This window comes from Ruminococcus sp. RTP21358st1_G6_RTP21358_211008 (assembly GCF_040908885.1).
GTDB classification, from domain to species: domain Bacteria; phylum Bacillota; class Clostridia; order Lachnospirales; family Lachnospiraceae; genus Blautia_A; species Blautia_A faecis.
The window spans coordinates 1-21,237 of sequence record NZ_JBDGDM010000055.1 but is presented as its reverse complement, the minus strand read 5'-3'; the positions used below and the strand labels follow the sequence as shown (position 1 = coordinate 21,237).

Sequence of the window (21,237 nt, the reverse complement as noted above, 5' to 3'; positions counted from 1 at the left end):
AAGGACAACCCAAGCATGATTAAATTAATGAAGTATCTGAAAAAATCAGCAGGCTATATCGTCCTGATCATTGGACTGCTGTTTTTGCAGGCATACTGTGATCTGTCCTTGCCGGATTACACCTCCAAGGTAATTAACGTAGGGATCCAGCAGGGGGGAATACCAGATGGTGTTCCGGAAAAAATGCGTCAGAGCACAATGGAAAATCTGCAGATTTTTATGGACGAAGACACACAGAAAGAAGTTCAGGACTCTTATGTCCTGGATGGAGACACATATGAACTGAAAGATGGCATTACAGGGGATAAACGTGAGGAATTAAACGATCTTCTGTGCAAACCTCTGATGATGTACACCTCTTTTACCTCTGGCAGTGAAGAGAGCCAGAAAATGCTTTCCCAGATGCAGGTATCGGAAGGAACGGACCCAATGCAGGTTTTGTCAGCAATGCCGGAGGATGCAAAAAAACAGATGCTGGAGGCTGCAGATGAGAAGCTTTCCGACATGCCGGAATCTATTCTTACACAGGCCGCTGTCAGTGGTGTGAAAGCAGAATACGAAGCTATGGGCGAGGATCTGGATGCAATTCAGATGAATTACATCCGGACATCCGGAATCCAGATGGTCCTGATGGCGCTGGTGATCATGCTGGCCGCTGTAAGTGTTACTTTCCTTTCAGCAAGAGTGGCAGCAGCCCTTGGACATGATCTGCGAGATAATGTATACCGCAAGGTCATTCATTTCTCCAGCAACGAATATCATAAATTTTCCACTGCATCCCTGATCACGCGAAGTACCAACGATGTGCAGCAGGTGCAGCAGGTTATGACCATGATGTTCAGAATCGTTCTGTATGCGCCCATCCTTGGCATCGGAGGCGTGCTCAAGGTTCTCCAGACCGATTCCTCCATGACCTGGATCCTTGGAGCCGCAGTAGCTATCATTCTGATTGTTATTTTTGTACTGTTCCAGATTGCAATGCCGAAATTCACCAGGCTGCAGACTCTCATTGACCGTCTGAACCTGGTAACCAGGGAAATCCTTACCGGAATCCCGGTTATCCGCGCGTTCAGCCGTGAGAAGCATGAGGAAGAGCGTTTTGAAAAAGCAAATATGGATCTGACAAAGACAAACCTGTTTGTAAACCGCTGTATGACATTTATGATGCCGATCATGATGCTGATCATGAACGGTGTATCTGTAGCGATTATCTATTTCGGTGCACATGGCGTTGACAATGGAACTATGCAGGTAGGAAATATGATGGCATTTATCCAGTACGCAATGCAGATTATTATGTCCTTCCTGATGATCACAGCAATCTCCATTATGCTCCCAAGGGCAAACGTGGCAGCCGGCCGAATCTGTGAGGTCCTGGAAATGGAGCCATCTGTAAATGATCCGGAGGAACCGGTAATGCCAGATAAGCAGGAAAAAGGAACGGTCGAATTTGACCATGTAAGCTTCGCTTATCCGGAAGCAGGGGAAAATGTCATCAACGATATTACCTTTAAGGCAGAAAAAGGCCAGACTGTTGCTATCATCGGAAGTACCGGAAGCGGTAAGAGTACACTGGTCAACCTGATCCCCAGATTTTATGATGCAACGAAGGGCTGTGTAAAAGTAGATGGTGTGGATGTACGAAATATGACACAGCATGAGCTTCGTGACCGTCTGGGCTATGTACCTCAGAAGGGAGTCCTGTTCTCTGGAACCATCGATTCCAACATTCGTTACGGTAAGCCGGATATGCCAGAGGAAGATGTAAAACTGGCAGCTCAGATTGCCCAGTCCGATGACTTTATTGAAGCGAAACCGGAAGGCTACAAAGCACCTATTTCCCAGGGAGGAAATAATGTATCCGGTGGCCAGAAGCAGCGTCTTTCCATTGCAAGAGCGATTGCCAAAAAGCCGGAAATCCTGATCTTTGACGACAGCTTTTCCGCACTTGATTTCAAGACTGACAGCAAGCTTCGCAAGGCTCTGAAGGAAAAGACAAAGGATATTACCACGATTATCGTAGCACAGCGAATCAGCACTATCCTGAATGCAGATCAGATCATTGTGCTGGATGACGGAAATATGGCAGGCATCGGCACCCACAAGGAATTGATGAAGAACTGCGAGGTTTACCGCCAGATCGCCATGTCACAGCTTTCAGAGGAGGAATTAGCATGAGTGAAAACAAAGCCAGAGGCCCTATGATGGGTGGTCATCGGAGCCGTGCAATGAACTCCGGGGAAAAGGCAAAAGACTTTAAAGGAGCAATGAAACGACTTTTGAAATACATGGAACGCTACAAATTCCGTTTCGTTCTCATGTTTCTGTTTGCAATTGCAGGAACCATTTTTAACATTGTAGGACCAAAGATCCTTGGAAAGGCAACAACAGAGCTTTTTAACGGTCTGGTAGCCAAGGTAAACGGCACCGGAAGCATTGATTTTGAAAAAATCGGCTATATTTTGTTATGGACATTAGGACTGTATCTGGCAAGTGCCTGCTTCTCCTTTATCCAGGGTTATGTGATGACCGGAATTTCCAACGATGTCACCTACAATTTACGTAAAGATATTTCAAAGAAATTCAGCCGCCTCCCAATGAACTACTATGAGAGCCGGACAAACGGAGAAATCCTTTCCCGCGTAACGAACGATGTGGATACCCTTCAGATGAGCCTGAACCAGAGTATTACCCAGCTGATCACATCAGTTACCACCCTGATCGGTGTATTTGTGATGATGCTGTCCATCAATGTGTGGATGACCCTGGCTGCCCTTCTGATCCTTCCGATGTCTATGCTTATCATCAATTTCGTTATGAAGCACTCCCAGAAATATTTCCAGGCACAGCAGAAGTATCTGGGGGAGGTAAATGGCCAGATTGAAGAGAACTACGGCGGACACAATGTAGTGAAGGTATTTAATAAAGAAGAAGACGTAGTTGCAGAATTTGAAAAAGACAACCAGAAGCTTTACGAATCAGCATGGAAATCCCAGTTTTTCTCCGGAATCATGATGCCGGTCATGCAGTTTGTTGGAAACCTTGGATATGTTATGGTAGCCCTTCTTGGAGGATGGTTCACGATCAAGGGTTCTATTGAAGTAGGTGATATTCAGTCCTTCTTCCAGTATATCCGTAACTTTACCCAGCCCATCCAGCAGATCGCACAGGTAACCAACCTGCTTCAGTCCTCAGCAGCCGCTTCCGAGCGTGTGTTTGAGTTCTTGGATGAGGAGGAAGAGGAGACCACCAAAGAGAATGCTGTTTCTATTGACGGGCTCAGCGGAAATGTAGAATTTGATCATGTAAGCTTCGGTTACAATCCGGAAAAGATCATTGTCCACGATTTTTCGGCAAAGGTCAAAGATGGTCAGAAAATTGCGATTGTAGGGCCTACCGGTGCAGGAAAAACCACCATGGTTAAGCTGCTTATGCGTTTCTATGATGTAAACAGTGGTTCTATTAAGGTAGATGGTCATGATGTAAAAGATTTCAACAGAAGCGAGCTTCATGAAATGTTTGGAATGGTGCTTCAGGATACCTGGCTGTTTTCCGGAACCATTATGGAAAACATCCGCTATGGACGGCTGGATGCTACCGATGAGGAAGTGATCGCAGCAGCAAAGGCTGCTCATATCCACAACTTTATCATGCAGCAGCCGGGAGGCTATAACATGGTTCTGGATGAGGAGACCAGCAATGTTTCCCAGGGCCAGAAGCAGCTCCTGACAATTGCAAGAGCCATTCTTGCAGACAATAAGATCCTGATCCTGGATGAGGCTACCTCCTCCGTTGATACCAGAACCGAGGTACAGATCCAGAAAGCTATGGATAACCTGATGAAAGGCAGAACCAGCTTTGTCATCGCTCACAGACTTTCCACCATTAGGGACGCAGATCTGATCCTGGTTATGAAGGATGGTGACATTATCGAGCAGGGCAGCCATGAAGAGCTGCTTGCAAAGAAAGGCTTCTACGCAGATCTTTACAACAGCCAGTTTGATAAGACGCAGACTGCATAAAAGTAAGTGAAACAGATAAAAAAATACAGCAGCTTTTTCGGAAAATATACGGAAAAACTGCTGTTTTTTTTGTCTTCAGAGAGAAAAAATCCAGGGATTTGCTGTCTGTACTTTTACCCGCAGATAATGTATAATGGAGCAAAGTTTCTGCCGGAAAGGAAGGCAGGGACAAAGTCATAACAACGAAAAAACTCATTTATTGCAGCAGCCCTGGGTGTTTTTTTACAAAGACTTGTAGAAAGGGCTGCAGCGCGAATGTTAAAGGAGTATACCCCCAATGACAATTGATAATAAAGACGGAGCAGCTTTTCTTGCATACGTTACAGATAAATTAGAAACCAGGATCGCCCATATCAGCCAGTCCATTCTGGAAGGACAGAAGGATATCGAAGGAATGCATGAGTATTACTGGGAGAACTATACGGAGATGGACCAGTATGGCTACGAAAATTTCGATAACCAGCAGGCGCTTCTTCACCAGATCAACGCCAACGAGCAGCAGATCCATTTGCGAAAAAGATTTCGTAAAATGCTGGATTCCCCTTTCTTTGGAAGAGTGGATTTCGTATTTGAAGGGGATGAGGAGCCGGAGATTTTTTATATTGGAATCGGAAATTTCGCAGAAGAGGCAGGGCATACGCCTCTGATCTATGACTGGCGTGCTCCTGTCAGCGGGCTTTTCTACGACTATGATAAAGGCCCGGCGTCTTATCAGGCACCGCTGGGAACCATCTGCGGCGAAATTGCCTCCAAGTGGCAGTACAAGATTCGAAATGGCCGTATGCTTTACCAGTTTGAAAGTGATGTGAAGATTGATGACGAGATTCTTATGGCAGAACTTGGCAGCGGAGGCAGCACTGCGCTGAAAAATATTGTCCGCACTATCCAGAAGGAGCAGAATGCCATCATTCGAAACACCAGGGATAAGATCATGGTAATCCAGGGCGCAGCCGGAAGCGGCAAGACCTCCATTGCCTTGCACAGGATTGCCTATCTTTTGTATCACGACCGCAAGAATCTGAAATCCTCCAATATCCTGATCCTGTCTCCCAACAGCATCTTTTCTGATTATATTTCCCATATACTTCCGGAACTGGGAGAGGAAAATATTAAAGAAATGAGCTTTGATCTTTTTGCCTACAGACAGCTGAAAGATACGGTATCTGACTGCGAAGACCGTTATGACCAGATTGAGCGCAGCCTGAATTTCCCGGATATGCCTTCCTTATATAAGGAAAAACAGTCCAGGGAATTTTTGAATCGGATGGAGGGGTATCTCACCTCCTTAGAAGATGAGCTGATGGATTTTCGTGATGTGGAATATAAGAACTTTACGAAAAAAGAAGAGGAGATCATTGATCTTTTTTATTTTAAATTCCAGGATATCCCTCTGTTATCACGTATGGAGGCAGTTGCAGAGAATTTCATTGATGAGGTAGAGACGCTTCGGGACAATGATATGGATGAGGAAGAACGTGCCATTGTAATGGAGAAATTCATGAATATGTATGAGACTCAGGATCTCTATGTGATCTACAGCCGTTTTCTGGAAAGCTGCGGCTATCCGGGACTTCCCCATGTACAGCTTCAGGAGCGAAAGCTTCGGTATGAGGACGTCTATCCGGTACTTTACATGAAGTACCGCCTTCTTCGCCAGACCAGCCACAATGGTATCAAGCACCTGGTAGTAGACGAAATGCAGGATTATTCAAGGCTTCAGTATCTGATCCTTAAAATGATGTTTCCCTGCCGCATGACCATTCTGGGGGACAAAGCCCAGACTATGGAAGATGAGGCTCAGGATGTCCTGGGATTTTTACCGAAAATTTTCGGAAAAGAGATCCGCAGGATCGTCATGAACAAAAGCTACCGAAACACTGTGGAGATTGCTTCTTATGCGAATCAGCTTGCAGGGATTACAGATATGGATCTGTTTGATCGTCATGGCCAGCCAGTGGAAGAATTATTTTTTAAAGGGAAAAAACAGCAGGCAATGGAAGTGGCTCTGGATGAGCTTGTGAATAAGCTTCAGCTGGGAGCAGAACAGTTTGAGACAGCTGCGTTGATCCTTCGCACGGAATCTGAGGCAAAAGATGCCGCCCGCATTCTGAAAGAAAAACTGGAAAATACAGGGTTTGATGTGGAAAATCGTTTCTCGTACCTGCATCGTGACAGTACCAGCTTTTGCAAAGGCCTTACAGTTACTACGTTTTATCTTGCAAAAGGTCTGGAATTTGACCAGGTATTTTCCCTGTTCCCTGCAGCAGATCAGAGCCCGATTGCAAAACAGGGACGTTATATTGCAGCTACCAGAGCGCTTCATAAATTGCATATGTACGAATACGGAAAATAAATATTACAAAAGTATGACAAACAGAGCGTAAAATAAAAAAGAAATTCAGGTTGTCGAAATATGCTGTCAAATGCAACGTACATTTTGCAGACAGGATTTTACAAACACCCTCTGAAAAAATGTATAAAGTTCGTCACGAAAGTTTATAATATTTTCAATTTAGAGTTACTGTTCACTGGTAATATTCCGCGAGGTGTTTTTTGTGAACAAAGTTCACAGAAAACCCGAGAGTTGCGGCGCGAAATCATGCAAAGCATGATTTCTGTGCATCGCGAAGCGTGTTACTGTGAACGGAGTGAACAGTAACAATTTAGATTCTACAGTGGGAAATCCATTGACAGGCTTGTAATAAAATTGTAAAATACAGCTCGGGAGATTTTTATAAACGAGAAATATTTTCGTTTTGTTAATGAAATAGAATAATGTAGATTTACAAAATTTACTTATGAAAAGAAATAAGGAGGATACTATGAAGAACAAAAAGATTTTAGCAATCTTAACGATATCAGCAATTGTTTCTGCAGCTGCTACAGGCTGCAGTTTTGGCGGAGACGAGCCGGAAGAACAGGTAGTGGTAACTGAGACACCTGCTCCGGAAGCAACCGCTACACCTACTCCGGAGCCAACCATCGCGCCAGACGTACAGGACAGCACCTATACATCAAGCAATGGGGCTGTCTCCATTAAGCTTCCAGATGCTACCTGGTCCAATAAGGCGGATGAGGCAGATATGCTCAGCTTCGAATCCCCGGAGCAGGGTAAGATCCTGATCCTTCATGGACAGGGAGAAGAGGACATGTCTTCTGCTATGCTTCCGGATACGCAGGATCTGGCTGTGGCATTAGAGCAGGCTTCTGACCTTGCAGAAGGTACTGACTTTGAAATCCAGGATTATACCGCCAGTGATGTGGAGGGAGTAGGCGTTTATTCTTACACTGTGAAGTACACAGATGCTTCCAAGAGCGGCGGATATGTTTATGCGATCCATAAAATTTATAAGAGCTCTGATGAGTATTACAATATCTGCGGATCTGTTGTGGATGAGGCTTCTTATGCAGGAGTTAAGGCTGCAGTTGATTCCTTCGGAATTGCAGGAGAGTCTTCTTTGAAAGCTGCTGCACCGGTACAGTCTTCTGACAGTGCAGACGGAAGCACTGAGGGAAGTACAGATGGTTCCACTGACGGAACACAGAGTGCAGGCACTGATTCTGCGTCCTCAGGTGATGGAAGCAGTGATGGAACAATCACAAACTCCGGCGGATTTACCCAGGAACAGCTTACCGATACCAACCAGACCAGAACTATTTACCGCAACTCCGATGGACATCCCCTTGTAATTACTCCGGATGGAAATGGAAACTGGGTTGACTTTGATGGAAATACCTATCGTTTTGTGAATAATGAGGATGTTTACGATCAGAATGATGTGGATTATTACTGGCATGGAGAAGGTGCAGACGTATATTACATGCCTGTAGAGTAATAACAGAAAAAGCAGAATGTTGACTTACACGGACACAGCTACCCGGGATGGATGGCTGTGTCCGTGACAGTTGGAGGGAATATGGATAATTTTCAGGCTTATGGCGAATTTGCCAGAGTATATGATATGTTCCAGGACAATGTGGACTACCAGACCTGGGGCAAATGGCTGAAGCAGCAGCTTGCAGCGCAGGGAATCACAGACGGACTTGTGCTGGATCTTGGCTGCGGCACGGGAACCATGACTGAGATACTGGCAGAGGCTGGCTATGACATGATCGGAGTGGATAATTCCGGGGAAATGCTGGCAGAGGCCATGGAGAAGCGGGTAGAGTCCGGGCATGACATCCTGTATCTTCTTCAGGATATGCAGGAGTTTGAACTTTATGGAACCGTACGGGCTGTGGTAAGCGTGTGTGACAGTCTGAATTACATAACAGAGGAAGAGGAGCTGGAGCATGTGTTTGCCCTGGTAAATAATTATCTGGATCCTCAGGGGATTTTTCTGTTTGATATGAATACGGTTTATAAGTATCAGACTATGATCGGGAATACTACGATTGCTGAGAACCGGGATGAGGGAAGCTTTATCTGGGAGAACAGTTATGATGAGGAGACCGGGATTAATACGTATGAGCTGGCTCTGTTTCTTCCAAGAGAGGACGGACTTTATGAGAAGGATGAGGAGGTTCACTATCAGAGAGCCTATTCTTTGGAGAAGATCAAGGAACTTATTGGAAAAGCGGGAATGGAGCTTCTGGCAGTGTATGATGCTTATACACTGGAGCCACCGAAGGAAGATAGCGGAAGGCTTACCTTTGTAGTAAGGGAACATGGTAAATGATAATATAATAATAAGATAAATAGCTATAGGATTACGATTAACATTATAACAGTATAGATTGGAGAATACACATGAATGATTATATCATCCGCGCGACTGCAGCTAACGACCAGATCCGTGCATTTGCGGCAGTGACCACTGAGATGGTGGAGACTGCAAGAGAGCACCATAATACAAGTCCGGTGGCTACGGCAGCGCTTGGAAGACTTCTGACTGCAGGAGCCATGATGGGCTCCATGATGAAGGGGGAAAAAGATGTTCTTACCCTTCAGATCAAGGCCGGCGGTCCACTTCAGGGAATTACGGTAACTGCCGATTCCCAGGGAAATGTAAAGGGCTATGTAGGAAATCCAGATGTCTGCATCCCGGCAAATTCCAAAGGTAAGCTGGATGTTGCAGGAGCAGTTGGTCCTGGATTCCTGACTGTGATTAAGGATATGGGGCTAAAAGAGCCATACAGCGGACAGGTTATGCTTCAGACCTGTGAGATCGCAGAAGACTTGACCTATTATTTTGCAACAAGTGAGCAGGTACCGTCCGCAGTTGGACTTGGAGTCTTGATGAATAAGAATAATACAGTACGCCAGGCAGGTGGGTTTATTGTACAGCTGATGCCATTTGCAGAGGAAGAAGTGATTTCCAGGTTAGAGCAGAACGTACAGAAGATCAATTCTGTCACCAACCTGTTAGAGGAGGGACATACCCCGGAGAGTCTGCTGGAGAAAGTGCTGGAAGGCTTTGACGTGCAGATCAATGAGAAAATGGACACCCGTTTCCGCTGCAACTGCTCCAAGGAGCGAGTAGCGAAAGCGTTGATCAGCATCGGCAGAAAAGAATTAAACGAAATGATCCAGGAAGGCAAGCCAATCGAGATGAACTGCCATTTCTGTAATACCAACTACAATTTTACAGTAGAAGAGCTGAAAGAAATTCTAAGAAGATGCAAATAAGCTGAATTGAGACAGAATCACTATTTTCCGTCATAGACGCACATCTTGCAGAAAGCCTTTTTCAAACACACTCTAAGGCGTGGAAATGGTAGGATAAGAGAGGACTAGGATATGAATCAGGGATTTATTAAAGTAGCGGCAGGAACGCCGCAGGTTACAGTTGCTGATTGTAAGGCCAATACCAGGGCAATTCTGGAAGTAATCCGTGAAATGGAGACACAGCATGCCAAGCTGATGGTGTTGCCGGAGCTTTGCATCACAGGCTATACCTGCCAGGATCTTTTCCTTCAGAGAAGACTGCTGGACAGTGCATGGGAGAGCCTTCTGACTATTGCAGAGGAGACTGCGGATGTGGATGCGCTGATCTTTGTGGGACTTCCTATGCGGATGAACGGCAAGCTCTACAATGTGGCAGCAGTATTGAACCACGGAAATATTCTTGGATTTGTACCTAAGACTCACATTCCAAACTATAATGAATTCTATGAGCAGAGACACTTTGCTTCCGGGGCGGATGTGTGGACAGATGTGACAGTTGGGGAGGAAAGCGTACCTTTTGCCAGCAATCTGATTTTCTCATGTGAAGGACTGCCGGAGCTGACAGTTGGCGCGGAGATCTGCGAGGATCTGTGGGTTCCACTTCCGCCTAGTGTAAATCTGGCACAGGGCGGTGCCCATATTATCGTCAATCTTTCAGCCAGTGATGAGATGGTTGGCAAGGATTCCTACCGCCGTGATCTGGTGAAGGGTCAGTCTGCCAGACTGGTGTGCGGCTATATTTACGCCACAGCAGGAGAGGGTGAATCCTCCCAGGATCTGGTATTTGGCGGACAGAACCTGATCGCAGAGAATGGCACCATGCTGGCAGAGGCGAAGCGCTTCCAGAACACTGTGATCTACGGAGAAATTGATGTGCAGAGACTGGCAGATGAGAGAAGACGACTTTCCACCTATCCGGCATCTGATGATGCTGACTGCCAGATCGTACCTTTTGAGGTGGAAGTGGAAGAGACCTCTCTTACCAGGAAGTTTGCCCCCTATCCTTTCGTACCTTCTGTAAAAGAAGAGCGTGATATGCGCTGTGAGGAGATTCTGAACATTCAGGCTATGGGACTTAAGAAAAGAATGAGCCACATCCACTGTCAGAAGGCAATGGTTGGTCTTTCCGGGGGACTTGATTCCACACTGGCATTGCTTGTAATTGCACGTACTTTCCAGCTGATGGGACTGCCATCTGAGAATATCCGCTGCATTACCATGCCATGCTTTGGCACCACAGACAGAACTTACCAGAATGCCTGTAAATTAAGCCAGTGCCTTGGTGCTGCTCTGACGGAGGTAAATATTAAAGAGGCGGTAAATATCCATTTCCGTGATATCGGTCACGACGATTCTGTTCATGATGTAACCTATGAGAACTGTCAGGCCAGAGAGCGTACGCAGATTCTTATGGATATGGCAAACCAGAAGGGAGCACTTCTTGTGGGAACCGGTGACCTTTCCGAGCTTGCTCTTGGATGGGCAACCTATAATGGAGACCATATGTCCATGTATGGTGTAAATGCCTCTGTTCCCAAAACGCTTGTAAGACATCTTGTCCGCTATTATGCAGATACCTGCGGAGAGAAAGAGCTGGAAGAAGTTCTTCTGGATATTCTGGATACTCCGGTAAGTCCGGAGCTTCTGCCGCCTAAGGACGGCAAGATCGCGCAGAAAACAGAAGATTTGGTTGGTCCTTATGAACTTCATGATTTTTATCTGTATTATATGCTTCGTGCAGGCTTTGAACCGGATAAGATCTATCGCATTGCCTGCCGTACCTTTGAGGGTACTTATGACAAGGCTACGATTCTGAAATGGCTGAAAATCTTCTACCGCAGATTTTTTGCCCAGCAGTTCAAACGCTCCTGTCTTCCTGACGGCCCGAAGGTAGGTAGTGTGGCGCTGTCTCCAAGAGGTGACCTGCGTATGCCAAGTGATGCAAGCGCAGCGGTATGGATGGAAGCTCTGGAGAAGCTTGAAGTATAAAACGATTGTGCGGTATGCTTTCCATGTATTTTACAGCTGTATTTCGCGGAGCATGCAGCTGTAAAGGTGGGAAATAATTAGGTTTGTTTATTGCTCTGCCGGCGGAGAACTTACATGGTTCTCCGCCTTTTTTAATGCATCTTCAATGGCAGAAATAAGCAGCTGTGATGTATATTTCCTGTCTGTGGAATATTTCAGGTCGTCCAGGGACTGGCTGTCAACAATCTGGCTGGCCAGTGACTCCAGAGAAGGCTTTACCAGCGGAAACATGGCAGTGGTGCTTTCACTTAAATTTACCAGCTCAATAGACTGGATATTGTTTTGATCTACTGTAACTTCCACGTCAAAAGTATTTTTATTCAAAGTAAGGGAACTGCGGTAAACGCCAGGCGTATAAAGCCCCTCTCCAGCAGCAGAAGGGTCTGGCTTTTTCCAGGCCCGAACATAAAGTAGATCAGGATTCCCAGAAGAACAGCAAGAATCAGAAAGGCGATGGTATATACCACTTCCTTCATATGTAACACGATGATCCTGGTTTTCGAACTCATGGACTGCGCCTCCTGTATCGCACTGATAATGAAAAAAATAATCCTGGCCGCAAAAACCAGGCTTTAATCTTCTTATTCTATCCTATTATCAAAGCATGGAAAATATGATAGAATATAAAGCAGAATTTTTTTTTATCAGATACAGGCTTTTTTTATTCCATACAATTGGCAGAAGGAGGAAAAAACGTGTCCCTACAATTCATCATCGGCAGCTCCGGCATTGGCAAGACGCATTATGCATGTGAACAGATCATCCGGGAATCTATGGAAAATCCACAGCACCTGTACTATATTATCGTCCCGGAACAGTTCACTATGCAGACACAGAAAAATGTAGTCGAAATGCACCCCGGAAAGGGAATCCTGAATATCGATGTGCTCAGCTTCCAGCGTCTTGCCTATCGTATTTTCGAGGAGACAGGCGGTGCTCGGGAAGTGCTTCTGGATGACACTGGAAAAAGTATGGTTCTTCAGAAGCTGGTGCAGCAGCATCGTAAAAATCTGCCCTATCTTGGCAGCCAGATGAACAAACCGGGCTATCTGGACGAAGTGAAATCTCTGATTTCAGAATTTATGCAGTATGATATCCGGGAGGAAGAACTGCAGGACATGCTGGGAAAAACAGGGGAGGACTCTCTTCTTCATATGAAAATGCAGGATGTGGGTGTCCTCTATCAGGCATTTCTTCAGTATCTGGAAGGTCATTATATGACCGGCGAAGGCGTGATGGACGCTTTGAAAAAAGCCATTCCTTTTTCAGATAAACTGAAAAAATCCGTACTCCTTCTGGATGGCTTCACCGGTTTTACTCCGGTGCAGATGAACGTGATCCGGGAACTTTTAAATGTCTGCGATAAGGTTCTGGTAACTGTCACTATGGATGCCGAAGAAAATCCCTTGCAGCTGGGAAAACCACATCAGTTGTTCTATATGAGCAGGAAAATGATCCACACCTTGTCTGGTCTGACCAGCAATCTGGATGATCCCGTTCTTCTGAAAGATGAGAGAAAGGGCCGCTTTGGAAATTCCACCTCCCTTGACTTCCTGGAGAAGCATCTTTTCCGCTACAGAAGATCTGCCTATGAGAAGAAACAGGAAGAAATCTGCATATTTGCAGCAGAATCCCCTGTAAAAGAACTGGAAGAGACAGCCAGGAGAATACGCCGTCTGGTCCGTGAAAAAAATCTGAAATACGGAGAAATCGCTGTGATTACCGGAAATCTGGAGGCGTACAAAAGTATTGCATCTCAGGTATTCGAGGAATCCCGGATCCCGTATTTCCTGGATGAGAAGCACACCATTCTGATGAACCCATTTATAGAATATATTCGTGCTGCTCTTGAAATGGTTACAAAGGGTTTTTCCTACGAAAGTGTTTTCCGGTATCTGCGCTGTGATATGTCCGGCCTTGGAAGGGAACAGGTGGATATGCTGGAGAATTATGTGCTTGCCCTTGGAATTCACGGTTACAAAAAGTGGTCCGAGAAGTGGGTGAGAGTTTACCGGACCATGGACCCGGAGGATATTCAAGTCCTGAACGAATACCGGGAAATATTTGTGAGGGAGGCTGAGATCCTGGCTCAGGGATTTTCCAGTGGAAAGAGAAAAGTATGTGAATATTGTTATAGTTTATATCAGTTTATCGCAAGCTGTGAAATACAGAAAAAACTGAAGAAACAGGAGCTTTTCTTTAAAGAAAAAGGGGAAAAAGCTCTGGAAAAAGAATACGCCCAGATATACGGAATTGTTATGGAGCTTCTTGACCGTATGGTAGAGATCCTTGGAGAGGAAGAAATTACAAGAACGGAATTTGTGCAGCTTCTGGAAACTGGTTTTGCCAAGTCGAAGGTTGCACTGATCCCGCCAAGTATGGATCAGGTTCTTGTTGGAGATATGGAAAGAACCCGTCTGAAAGAAATAAAGGCATTGTTTTTTGTAGGGGTAAACGAGGGAAATATTCCGAAAAATACAGATTCCGGCGGAATTTTGACCCAGATGGACAGAGAATTTTTTGCAGATGAGGGAATGGAGCTTGCACCAGGTCCGAAAGAGCTGATGAATACCCAGCGCTTTTACCTGTACCTGAATCTGACAAAGCCAAGTGAGTATTTGTGCCTTTCCTACAGTTTATCAAATGGAAAAGGAGAACCTATAAGCCCGGCATATCTGATTCACAGTATACAGGCTCTATATCCCGGACTGGAGGTGAAAAATGCAGGTGATGAGGAATTCAGCCTGAACGCCATGGAGCTTCCGGGAACCAGTCTGGAATGCTTCCTGAAAGGTCTTGGAGAGGGCGCTGTGGGACAGGAAAGTCCTTTGTACAGCGAGCTTTACAGCTGGTATCTTAGAAGTCCCAAATATAGGACTTTAGCCAGAAAACTGGTGGAGGCTTCCAGAACCAGAAAGCCTGCTGATATTATCAGTGAAAGTGTGGCAAAGGTTCTCTATGGAGAGGTGTCGCCCTATAGTGCCACCAGGCTGGAGCGTTATTCTGCCTGTGCCTTTGCCCATTTTCTCCAGTATGGTCTCAAACTTACGGAGCGTGCAGAGTATGAATTCCGCGCCATGGATATGGGAAATATTATGCACAAGGTGCTGGAGTCTCTGATAAAGGAAGTGAACAAAGAAAAGCTTTCTCTGGCAGAGCTTTCTGAGGAAGAGAGGGATGCGCTGGCAGATCGTCTGGTAGATGAAATAAGTGCTGATTATGGCAATACCATTCTAAAAAGCAGTGCACGCAATGAATATATGATCCAGCGCACCAAGCGAATGGTACGAAGAACTGTGTGGGCAATTCAGAAACAGCTGAAATCCGGGGAATTTGAGCCGGAAGGTGTGGAGGTCGTTTTTCAGGGCGGTCGGATCGATCGCGTGGATACTATGGAGACAGATGATGGGAAGCTGTATGTCCGGGTCATTGATTATAAGACCGGGAATACTTCTTTTGATCTGGTTTCCCTGTATCATGGCCTGCAGCTGCAGCTGATGATCTACATGGATGGTGCCCTTACCGTAGAGCAAAACAAGCATAAGAATAAAGATGTGATTCCTGCAGGGGTATTTTATTACAATATTAAGGATCCTATGATTCAGGAAAAAATAGATGCAGATATAGAGACTGTCCAGGAAAAAGTGCTGAAGGAACTGAAGATGAACGGACTGGTTCTGAAAGACAAAGAACTGGTTCAAAAAATGGACAGTTCCCTTATGTCAATTCCCGTATCCTTTAACAAGGACGGAAGCTTCCGGAAAAATTCTTCTGTAGCCTCAAAAGAGCAGTTTGATATTTTAAACCGTTATGTAAAAACAAAGATTTCGCATATCAGACAGTCCATTATGACCGGTGATGCCCAGGTTTCTCCTTATATGCTGGGAAAGAAAAATGCCTGTACCTACTGTCCTTACAGCGGCGTATGCGGTTTTGACATGGAAATTCCAGGCTATGAATTCCGCAGGCTGAAAAACTTTACAGATGAAGAGCTGTGGGATGCTTTTGTGAAGGAGGTGGATGAATAATGGCAGTGAACTGGACGAAAGAGCAGGAGCAGGTTATCAATTTAAGAAACCGGAATATTCTGGTCAGTGCAGCAGCTGGTTCCGGTAAGACTGCGGTGCTTGTGCAGCGAATCCTTAAAAAGGTGATGGATCCGGAGCATCCTGTTGACATTGACAGGCTGTTGATCATGACGTTCACAAGAGCAGCAGCAGGGGAAATGCGGGAACGAATTGCAAATGCCCTGGAGGATGCTCTCTGTGAGAATCCGGACAATGAGCATCTGCAGCGCCAGACTACCTTGATCCATACGGCGCAGATCACCACGATAGATGGTTTCTGTGCTTATGTGATCCGCAATTATTTTCATCTTATTGGTCTGGATCCTGGTTATCGGACAGGAGAAGAGGGAGAATTGAAGCTTCTGAAAGAGGACGTGATGAAGGAGCTTCTGGAGAACTATTACATAAAAGATGACAAAAAGTTTAAGTGTTTTATCGAATGCTACGCATCCGGCAAAACAGATGATGGAATCAAAGAATTGATCTATTCTCTGTATAATGCTGCCATGAGCAATCCATATCCGGATACCTGGCTGGAAGAATGCATAAATAGTTATAGAAATACGGATTTAGAGTCTGTAAAATCATCAGAATGGATGAATTTGTTATGGAAAAACATTACGGAGGATCTTTGTCAGGCAAAGGAACTGATTACTCAGGCTAGGAGCTTTTGCAATGCGTCAGGAGGGCCATACCTGTATGATGAAGCACTGCAAAGTGATCTCATCCTCATTCGTGAAGCAGAAGAGAAAGCCGCCGCCGGTGATTTTGACGGAGCAGGGGAGCTTCTTGGCAAACCGGCTTTTGCCGCTCTTTCCAGAAAGAAACCAAAAGATCCTGTAGATGATACGCTGAAAGAGCAGGTAAAATCTCTTCGGGAAAATGCAAAGGATATTTTAAAGAATATTGGAACACGGTATTTTTCCGTAAAGGAGGAGGAACTTCCAGTGCTTCTGGAAACCTGCCGGGAGCCTGTAGAAATGCTGGTGGAGCTTACCAGGGAATTTATCCGTATGTATGGAGAGAAGAAGCGGGAAAAAAATATTCTGGACTTTACGGACATGGAGCATTTTGCTCTGGAAATCCTGATTCAAAAGGTTCATGCAGCGGAAGAAAATGGCGAAAACGACGGTGATTGGACGGGAGAGAAAAAGTATATTTATCACATGAGTCCGGCAGCGCGTGAACTTTCCATGAAATATGACGAGGTCATGGTGGATGAGTACCAGGACAGTAACCTGGTACAGGAAATGATTACCAACTGTGTTTCCGGCTGGGCAGATGGAAGAAAAAATATATTTATGGTAGGTGATGTGAAGCAGAGCATTTACCGGTTCCGCCTTGCCAGACCGGAGCTTTTTATGGAAAAGTATGAACAGTACAGTTTAACGGACAGTACAGAACAGCGAATCGATCTTCATAAAAACTTCCGAAGCCGGTCTCAGGTATTGGATAGTGCAAACTTTATTTTCCGTCAGATTATGGGAACAGATCTTGGTGGAATTGCTTACGATAAAGCCGCAGCTCTTTATCCTGGAGCTGTGTTTCCGGAAGGAAACAAGGAAAGCTTTCTTCCTGCAGAAGTTCTTCTGGTAGAAAAGGATTCCGAAGAACTGGAGGATCTGATGGAAGGAAAGGATGCCCGGGAACTGGAGGCTCTTGCTATTTCCCACAGAATTAAGGAAATTGTGGGAAAAGAGCTGGTACTTGATAAGGAAACCAAAGAATATCGTCCTGCGAAATACGGAGATATTGTAATCCTTCTCCGCACCGCTTCCGGCTGGTCAGAAACCTTTACAGAGGTACTTTCTGCCCACGGAATTCCTGTGTATGCCGCTTCAAAAACGGGATATTTTTCAGCACTTGAGGTGGTTACGATTCTGAATTATCTGCAGGTCTGCGATAATCCTCTTCAGGATATTCCTTTGACGGGTGTGCTGAGGTCGCCGCTGGTGGGATGTACTACCCAGGAGCTTGCCGTTTTGCGGGAAAAACATCCGAAGGGGATGTTGTATGACAGCGTGTTGAATTTCCTGAAAGAATATGAGGGGCAGGAAAGAACTCTTTACCACAAATTACATGGGTTTATAGTCCTTCTAAATGAAATGCGTGATCTTGCGGTGTACACTCCTGTCCATGAGCTGATTCTTGAGATTCTCCGCAGAACCGGCTATTGTAATTATGCAAAAGCTCTGCCAAATGGTGCACAGCGGAGCGCCAACCTCGCTATGCTGGTGGAAAAGGCAATGGATTATGAGAAGACCAGTTACAGAGGCTTATTTAATTTTGTCCGATATATTGAACATTTGCAAAAATATGAAGTTGATTATGGCGAAGTAAATCTTTCTGGTGCAGGAGAAGGTTCCGTGGAAATCATGACGATCCACAAGAGTAAGGGACTCGAGTTTCCGATTGTAATCCTTGCCGGTATGGGAAAACAGTTCAACATGCAGGATCTGAACGCCAGACTTCTGATTCATCCGGATTACGGTCTTGGCGCTGACGCCATTTTGCCAGACCGTCGGCTGATCGTGTCAACACTGTATAAGCAGGTGATCCGCCGTAAGCTTCTGGAAGAGACTCTGGGGGAGGAAATCCGAGTACTTTACGTTGCCCTGACGCGTGCCAAGGAGAAACTGATCATGACCGGAACAATAGGAAATCTGGAAAAAAGGCTGCTTTCTTTATACAGATTCCGCGAAAATGAACAGGAACTTCTTCCGGCAGAAACGCGGTTGAATGGAAAAACTTACTGGGATTACGTGTTGCCTGCGCTTGCAAGGCACCGCTGCATGGATGAACTTTTTGAGGAGTTTGGATTACTGCCATCCCATGATAATCTGCTTTATGATGATCCGGCAGAGTTTCAGGTGAAAAGGATCACAGCGCGGACTTTAACGGAGGCTGAAGTGGTGGAACAGGCTGCCGGGCAGATGGAAGACGATATTCTGGATAACTGGGATTGTGAGAAAATTGTGGATCCTGAAATCAGAGCGGAACTGGAAAAGCGTTTTGGATTTGTATATCCTTATGAATATCGTAAGGATATTCCGGTGAAGGTCAGCGTATCGGATCTGAAAAAGAAGAGTTACCATGAAGATACGGATATTGAAGAAGCTGTATATTTCGAACCGGACATTGTTCCGCTGGTTCCAAGATTTATTGAGGAAAAGAAGGAAGCGGAAAAGGCGTTCACAGGTTCTGCAAGAGGTACTGCCTACCATCGTGTGATGGAATGTCTTGAGTACAATAAAACGGACAGTACACAGCAGCTGAAAGAGCAGATCGACGCACTGGTTCAGAGCAAAAAAATGTCTGAGGCAGAAGCCGAATGTATCAGAATTTCAGATATTCAGTCTTTTGTGAATGGGGCACTGGGGCAGAGAATGAAAGCCGCCGCGTTATCGGGGCTTCTTTTCAGGGAACAGCCTTTTGTCATTTCCAGAAGTGCTGCTGAAATAGATGAGGCATGGGATTCCCAGGAACGTGTGCTTGTGCAGGGAATCATAGACGCTTATTTTCTGGAAGGGGACGAGATCGTGCTGGTTGATTACAAGACGGATCGTGTGCGCAGAGGGGAAGAGCAGAAGCTGGTTGATCTGTATCACACCCAGCTGGAGGATTATGCTCAGGCACTTCAGAGAATGACTGGGCGCAGGGTGAAAGAGAAGTATATTTATTCCTTTACGTTGAAAAAAGAGATATTGTTAGGATGATTGCTTGTGTTCGCAGAGGGTGCGTGGATGTGGCACGCCACATCCACGCACGTCGCAGGCGGAAGGAAAAGCAAAAATTTGACAACCTTACACTCTCCACCCAGCTGGATACTTATTCTTCAATGTCCCATTCACAAGTTTTCCAAACCCAAGGGGATACCCTTCCACACAAAGCAAATGCCATCCCTTAGGATGAGCAGCCTCTTCAGGCTCAATCGTAAGAGTTTCCCCTTTCAGATACCGCTCCAGTCTTGGATCATCCACAGAAAGGGAAATCACAGCTTCAGCTTCATTTTTCCGGAAAGCCAGTGCAAGCGGCTGAGCTGGTTCAAACCGGTTTTTCTTCAGATCTCCCAGATAAAGTCCGTTTCGAATAAACGTAAGTCCTCTGAAATTACAGGAAACAGACGGCAGATAATAAACCTTATCCGCCCGAACCTCCACCCGGTTCCAGTCAAACTCCTGACCATCTAAAGTTTTCAACCCGATTTCCTTGAAAAACTCTTCCATATACTTCCGGATATCTGCAGCCAGACGACTGGTCTTAGAAGTACCAGCGGAAGGTCCAGCCGTTCCCTCCTTTTGCAAGAGGGCCAGAAAATGCCCCTCCCCCTGCATCTTATGGGGGAAAATGCGCACACATTTTTTCAGCTGTGGATTCCCATCTCCCCATTCAGGATTTCCGGTGGAAAAGCCCTCATAATCTTCCATAGAAATCAGAGACAGCTCCGGCCTTTCCCTAAGAAGCCAGGAAATGATCTGCTCATCCTCGCAAGGCGCAAAGGTACAGGTAGAATAAAGCATCTGTCCTCCCGGCTGCAGCATGTCTGCCGCATTCAAGCAAAGCTGTTTCTGAATTCTGGAAAGCTCCTCAGATTTTTCGGGAGTCCAGTCTCTGGCAAGAGCTTCCTCCTTACGGAACATTCCTTCCCCGGAACAAGGTGCATCCAGAATGATCTTATGGAAAAATTCCGGAAAATTCTTTACCATTTTTTCAGGCTTTTCATTGGCAACAAAAAGATTGGGAATCCCAAACAGTTCCAGGTTTCGAAGCAGTGCTCTTGCTCTGGTAGTGCTGATATCATTTGCAACCAGAAGTCCTTCACCCTTTAGGGCGGAACCAACAGCAGTTGCTTTTCCTCCAGGAGCAGCACACATATCCAGCACATATTCTCCTGGCTCCACCGGAATACGGGAGGCGGGGGTCATGGCACTTGGTTCCTGAAGATAATAAAGTCCGGCCTGATAAAGAGCACACCGGGATGGTCTTACATCCTCATTGTAAAAATAACCATTTGAAACCCATGGGATTTTTTTTACTTCAAAGGGCACGATCTGTTCAAATTCCTCACAGGAAATCTTTGCCGTGTTTACCCGGAGCCCATAAGTACGCGGCTGTTCATAAGCTGCCAGAAAAGGTTCAAAATCATCCCCAAGCATATCCTCCATCCGATGAAGAAAAGCCTGAGGCAGAGCTGATAATTTATCTGAATCCATAGAAAAATCTCCTTAGTACTGAAATAGAATTTGATATGAAAAAAAGTCTGCAAAAATCTTACGCAAACAGTGATGCATATCTTGCAGAAAGCATTTTTTAAACACATTTTAGTATAGCGGAAGAAAAAGAACAAGTCAAACATAAGCAAAAGCAAAAGAATCTATGAACCATTTATGATAATGTCCTAATATACCATAAAGGAAAATGTCCCAATGTAGTATAATGCTTCCATCAACAG

At 45.4% G+C, this 21,237-nt stretch carries 12 protein-coding genes; 9 read left to right on the top strand and 3 right to left on the bottom strand.

Features of this window, described 5'->3' with window-relative positions; translation table 11 throughout:
- Window positions 1-15 precede the first annotated feature (15 nt).
- From AB5Z12_RS17505 to AB5Z12_RS17475, 7 genes are all read left to right on the top strand, one after another.
- Complete coding sequence (locus AB5Z12_RS17505) at window positions 16-2,178, top strand: ABC transporter ATP-binding protein (RefSeq protein ID WP_173717566.1); 2,163 nt, start codon at window positions 16-18, stop codon at window positions 2,176-2,178.
- Window positions 2,175-4,022 (top strand): ABC transporter ATP-binding protein, encoded by a 1,848-nt coding sequence (locus tag AB5Z12_RS17500; RefSeq protein WP_118582987.1) that lies wholly within the window; start codon window positions 2,175-2,177, stop codon window positions 4,020-4,022. Before AB5Z12_RS17505 ends, AB5Z12_RS17500 begins: the two co-directional genes overlap by 4 nt.
- A gap of 277 nt (window positions 4,023-4,299) precedes the next feature.
- Window positions 4,300-6,375, top strand: a complete 2,076-nt coding sequence (locus tag AB5Z12_RS17495; protein WP_173717444.1) for a UvrD-helicase domain-containing protein — start codon at window positions 4,300-4,302, stop codon at window positions 6,373-6,375.
- 469 nt (window positions 6,376-6,844) lie between these two features.
- Complete coding sequence (locus AB5Z12_RS17490; RefSeq protein ID WP_173717445.1) at window positions 6,845-7,858, top strand: hypothetical protein; 1,014 nt, start codon at window positions 6,845-6,847, stop codon at window positions 7,856-7,858.
- A gap of 81 nt (window positions 7,859-7,939) precedes the next feature.
- Complete coding sequence (locus tag AB5Z12_RS17485) at window positions 7,940-8,701, top strand: class I SAM-dependent methyltransferase (RefSeq protein ID WP_118582993.1); 762 nt, start codon at window positions 7,940-7,942, stop codon at window positions 8,699-8,701.
- Window positions 8,702-8,772: 71 nt separating this feature from the next.
- Window positions 8,773-9,651, top strand: coding sequence for an Hsp33 family molecular chaperone HslO (gene hslO / locus AB5Z12_RS17480; RefSeq protein ID WP_173717446.1), 879 nt, complete (start codon window positions 8,773-8,775; stop codon window positions 9,649-9,651).
- A gap of 111 nt (window positions 9,652-9,762) precedes the next feature.
- Window positions 9,763-11,679, top strand: a complete 1,917-nt coding sequence (locus AB5Z12_RS17475) for an NAD(+) synthase (protein WP_173717447.1) — start codon at window positions 9,763-9,765, stop codon at window positions 11,677-11,679.
- A gap of 87 nt (window positions 11,680-11,766) precedes the next feature.
- Here the strand turns inward: AB5Z12_RS17475 and AB5Z12_RS17470 are convergent, their stop codons facing one another.
- Window positions 11,767-12,042: a hypothetical protein gene (locus tag AB5Z12_RS17470; protein WP_368357421.1), complete on the bottom strand. Its 276-nt coding sequence runs from the start codon at window positions 12,040-12,042 to the stop codon at window positions 11,767-11,769.
- The gene (locus AB5Z12_RS17465) at window positions 12,039-12,227 is read right to left on the bottom strand and encodes a hypothetical protein (protein WP_368357420.1); all 189 of its coding nucleotides are present in this window, start codon (window positions 12,225-12,227) and stop codon (window positions 12,039-12,041) included. Before AB5Z12_RS17465 ends, AB5Z12_RS17470 begins: the two co-directional genes overlap by 4 nt.
- A gap of 186 nt (window positions 12,228-12,413) precedes the next feature.
- Between AB5Z12_RS17465 and AB5Z12_RS17460 the strand changes: the two genes are divergently transcribed.
- Both AB5Z12_RS17460 and addA read left to right on the top strand, forming a co-directional pair.
- The gene (locus tag AB5Z12_RS17460) at window positions 12,414-15,746 is read left to right on the top strand and encodes a PD-(D/E)XK nuclease family protein (RefSeq protein ID WP_368357419.1); all 3,333 of its coding nucleotides are present in this window, start codon (window positions 12,414-12,416) and stop codon (window positions 15,744-15,746) included.
- The gene (gene addA, locus AB5Z12_RS17455) at window positions 15,746-19,501 is read left to right on the top strand and encodes a helicase-exonuclease AddAB subunit AddA (protein ID WP_173717450.1); all 3,756 of its coding nucleotides are present in this window, start codon (window positions 15,746-15,748) and stop codon (window positions 19,499-19,501) included. Before AB5Z12_RS17460 ends, addA begins: the two co-directional genes overlap by 1 nt.
- An 87-nt stretch (window positions 19,502-19,588) precedes the next feature.
- Here the strand turns inward: addA and AB5Z12_RS17450 are convergent, their stop codons facing one another.
- A complete protein-coding gene (locus AB5Z12_RS17450) occupies window positions 19,589-20,998 on the bottom strand; it encodes an RsmF rRNA methyltransferase first C-terminal domain-containing protein (protein ID WP_173717451.1) in 1,410 nt (469 codons plus the stop codon).
- Window positions 20,999-21,237 lie beyond the last annotated feature (239 nt).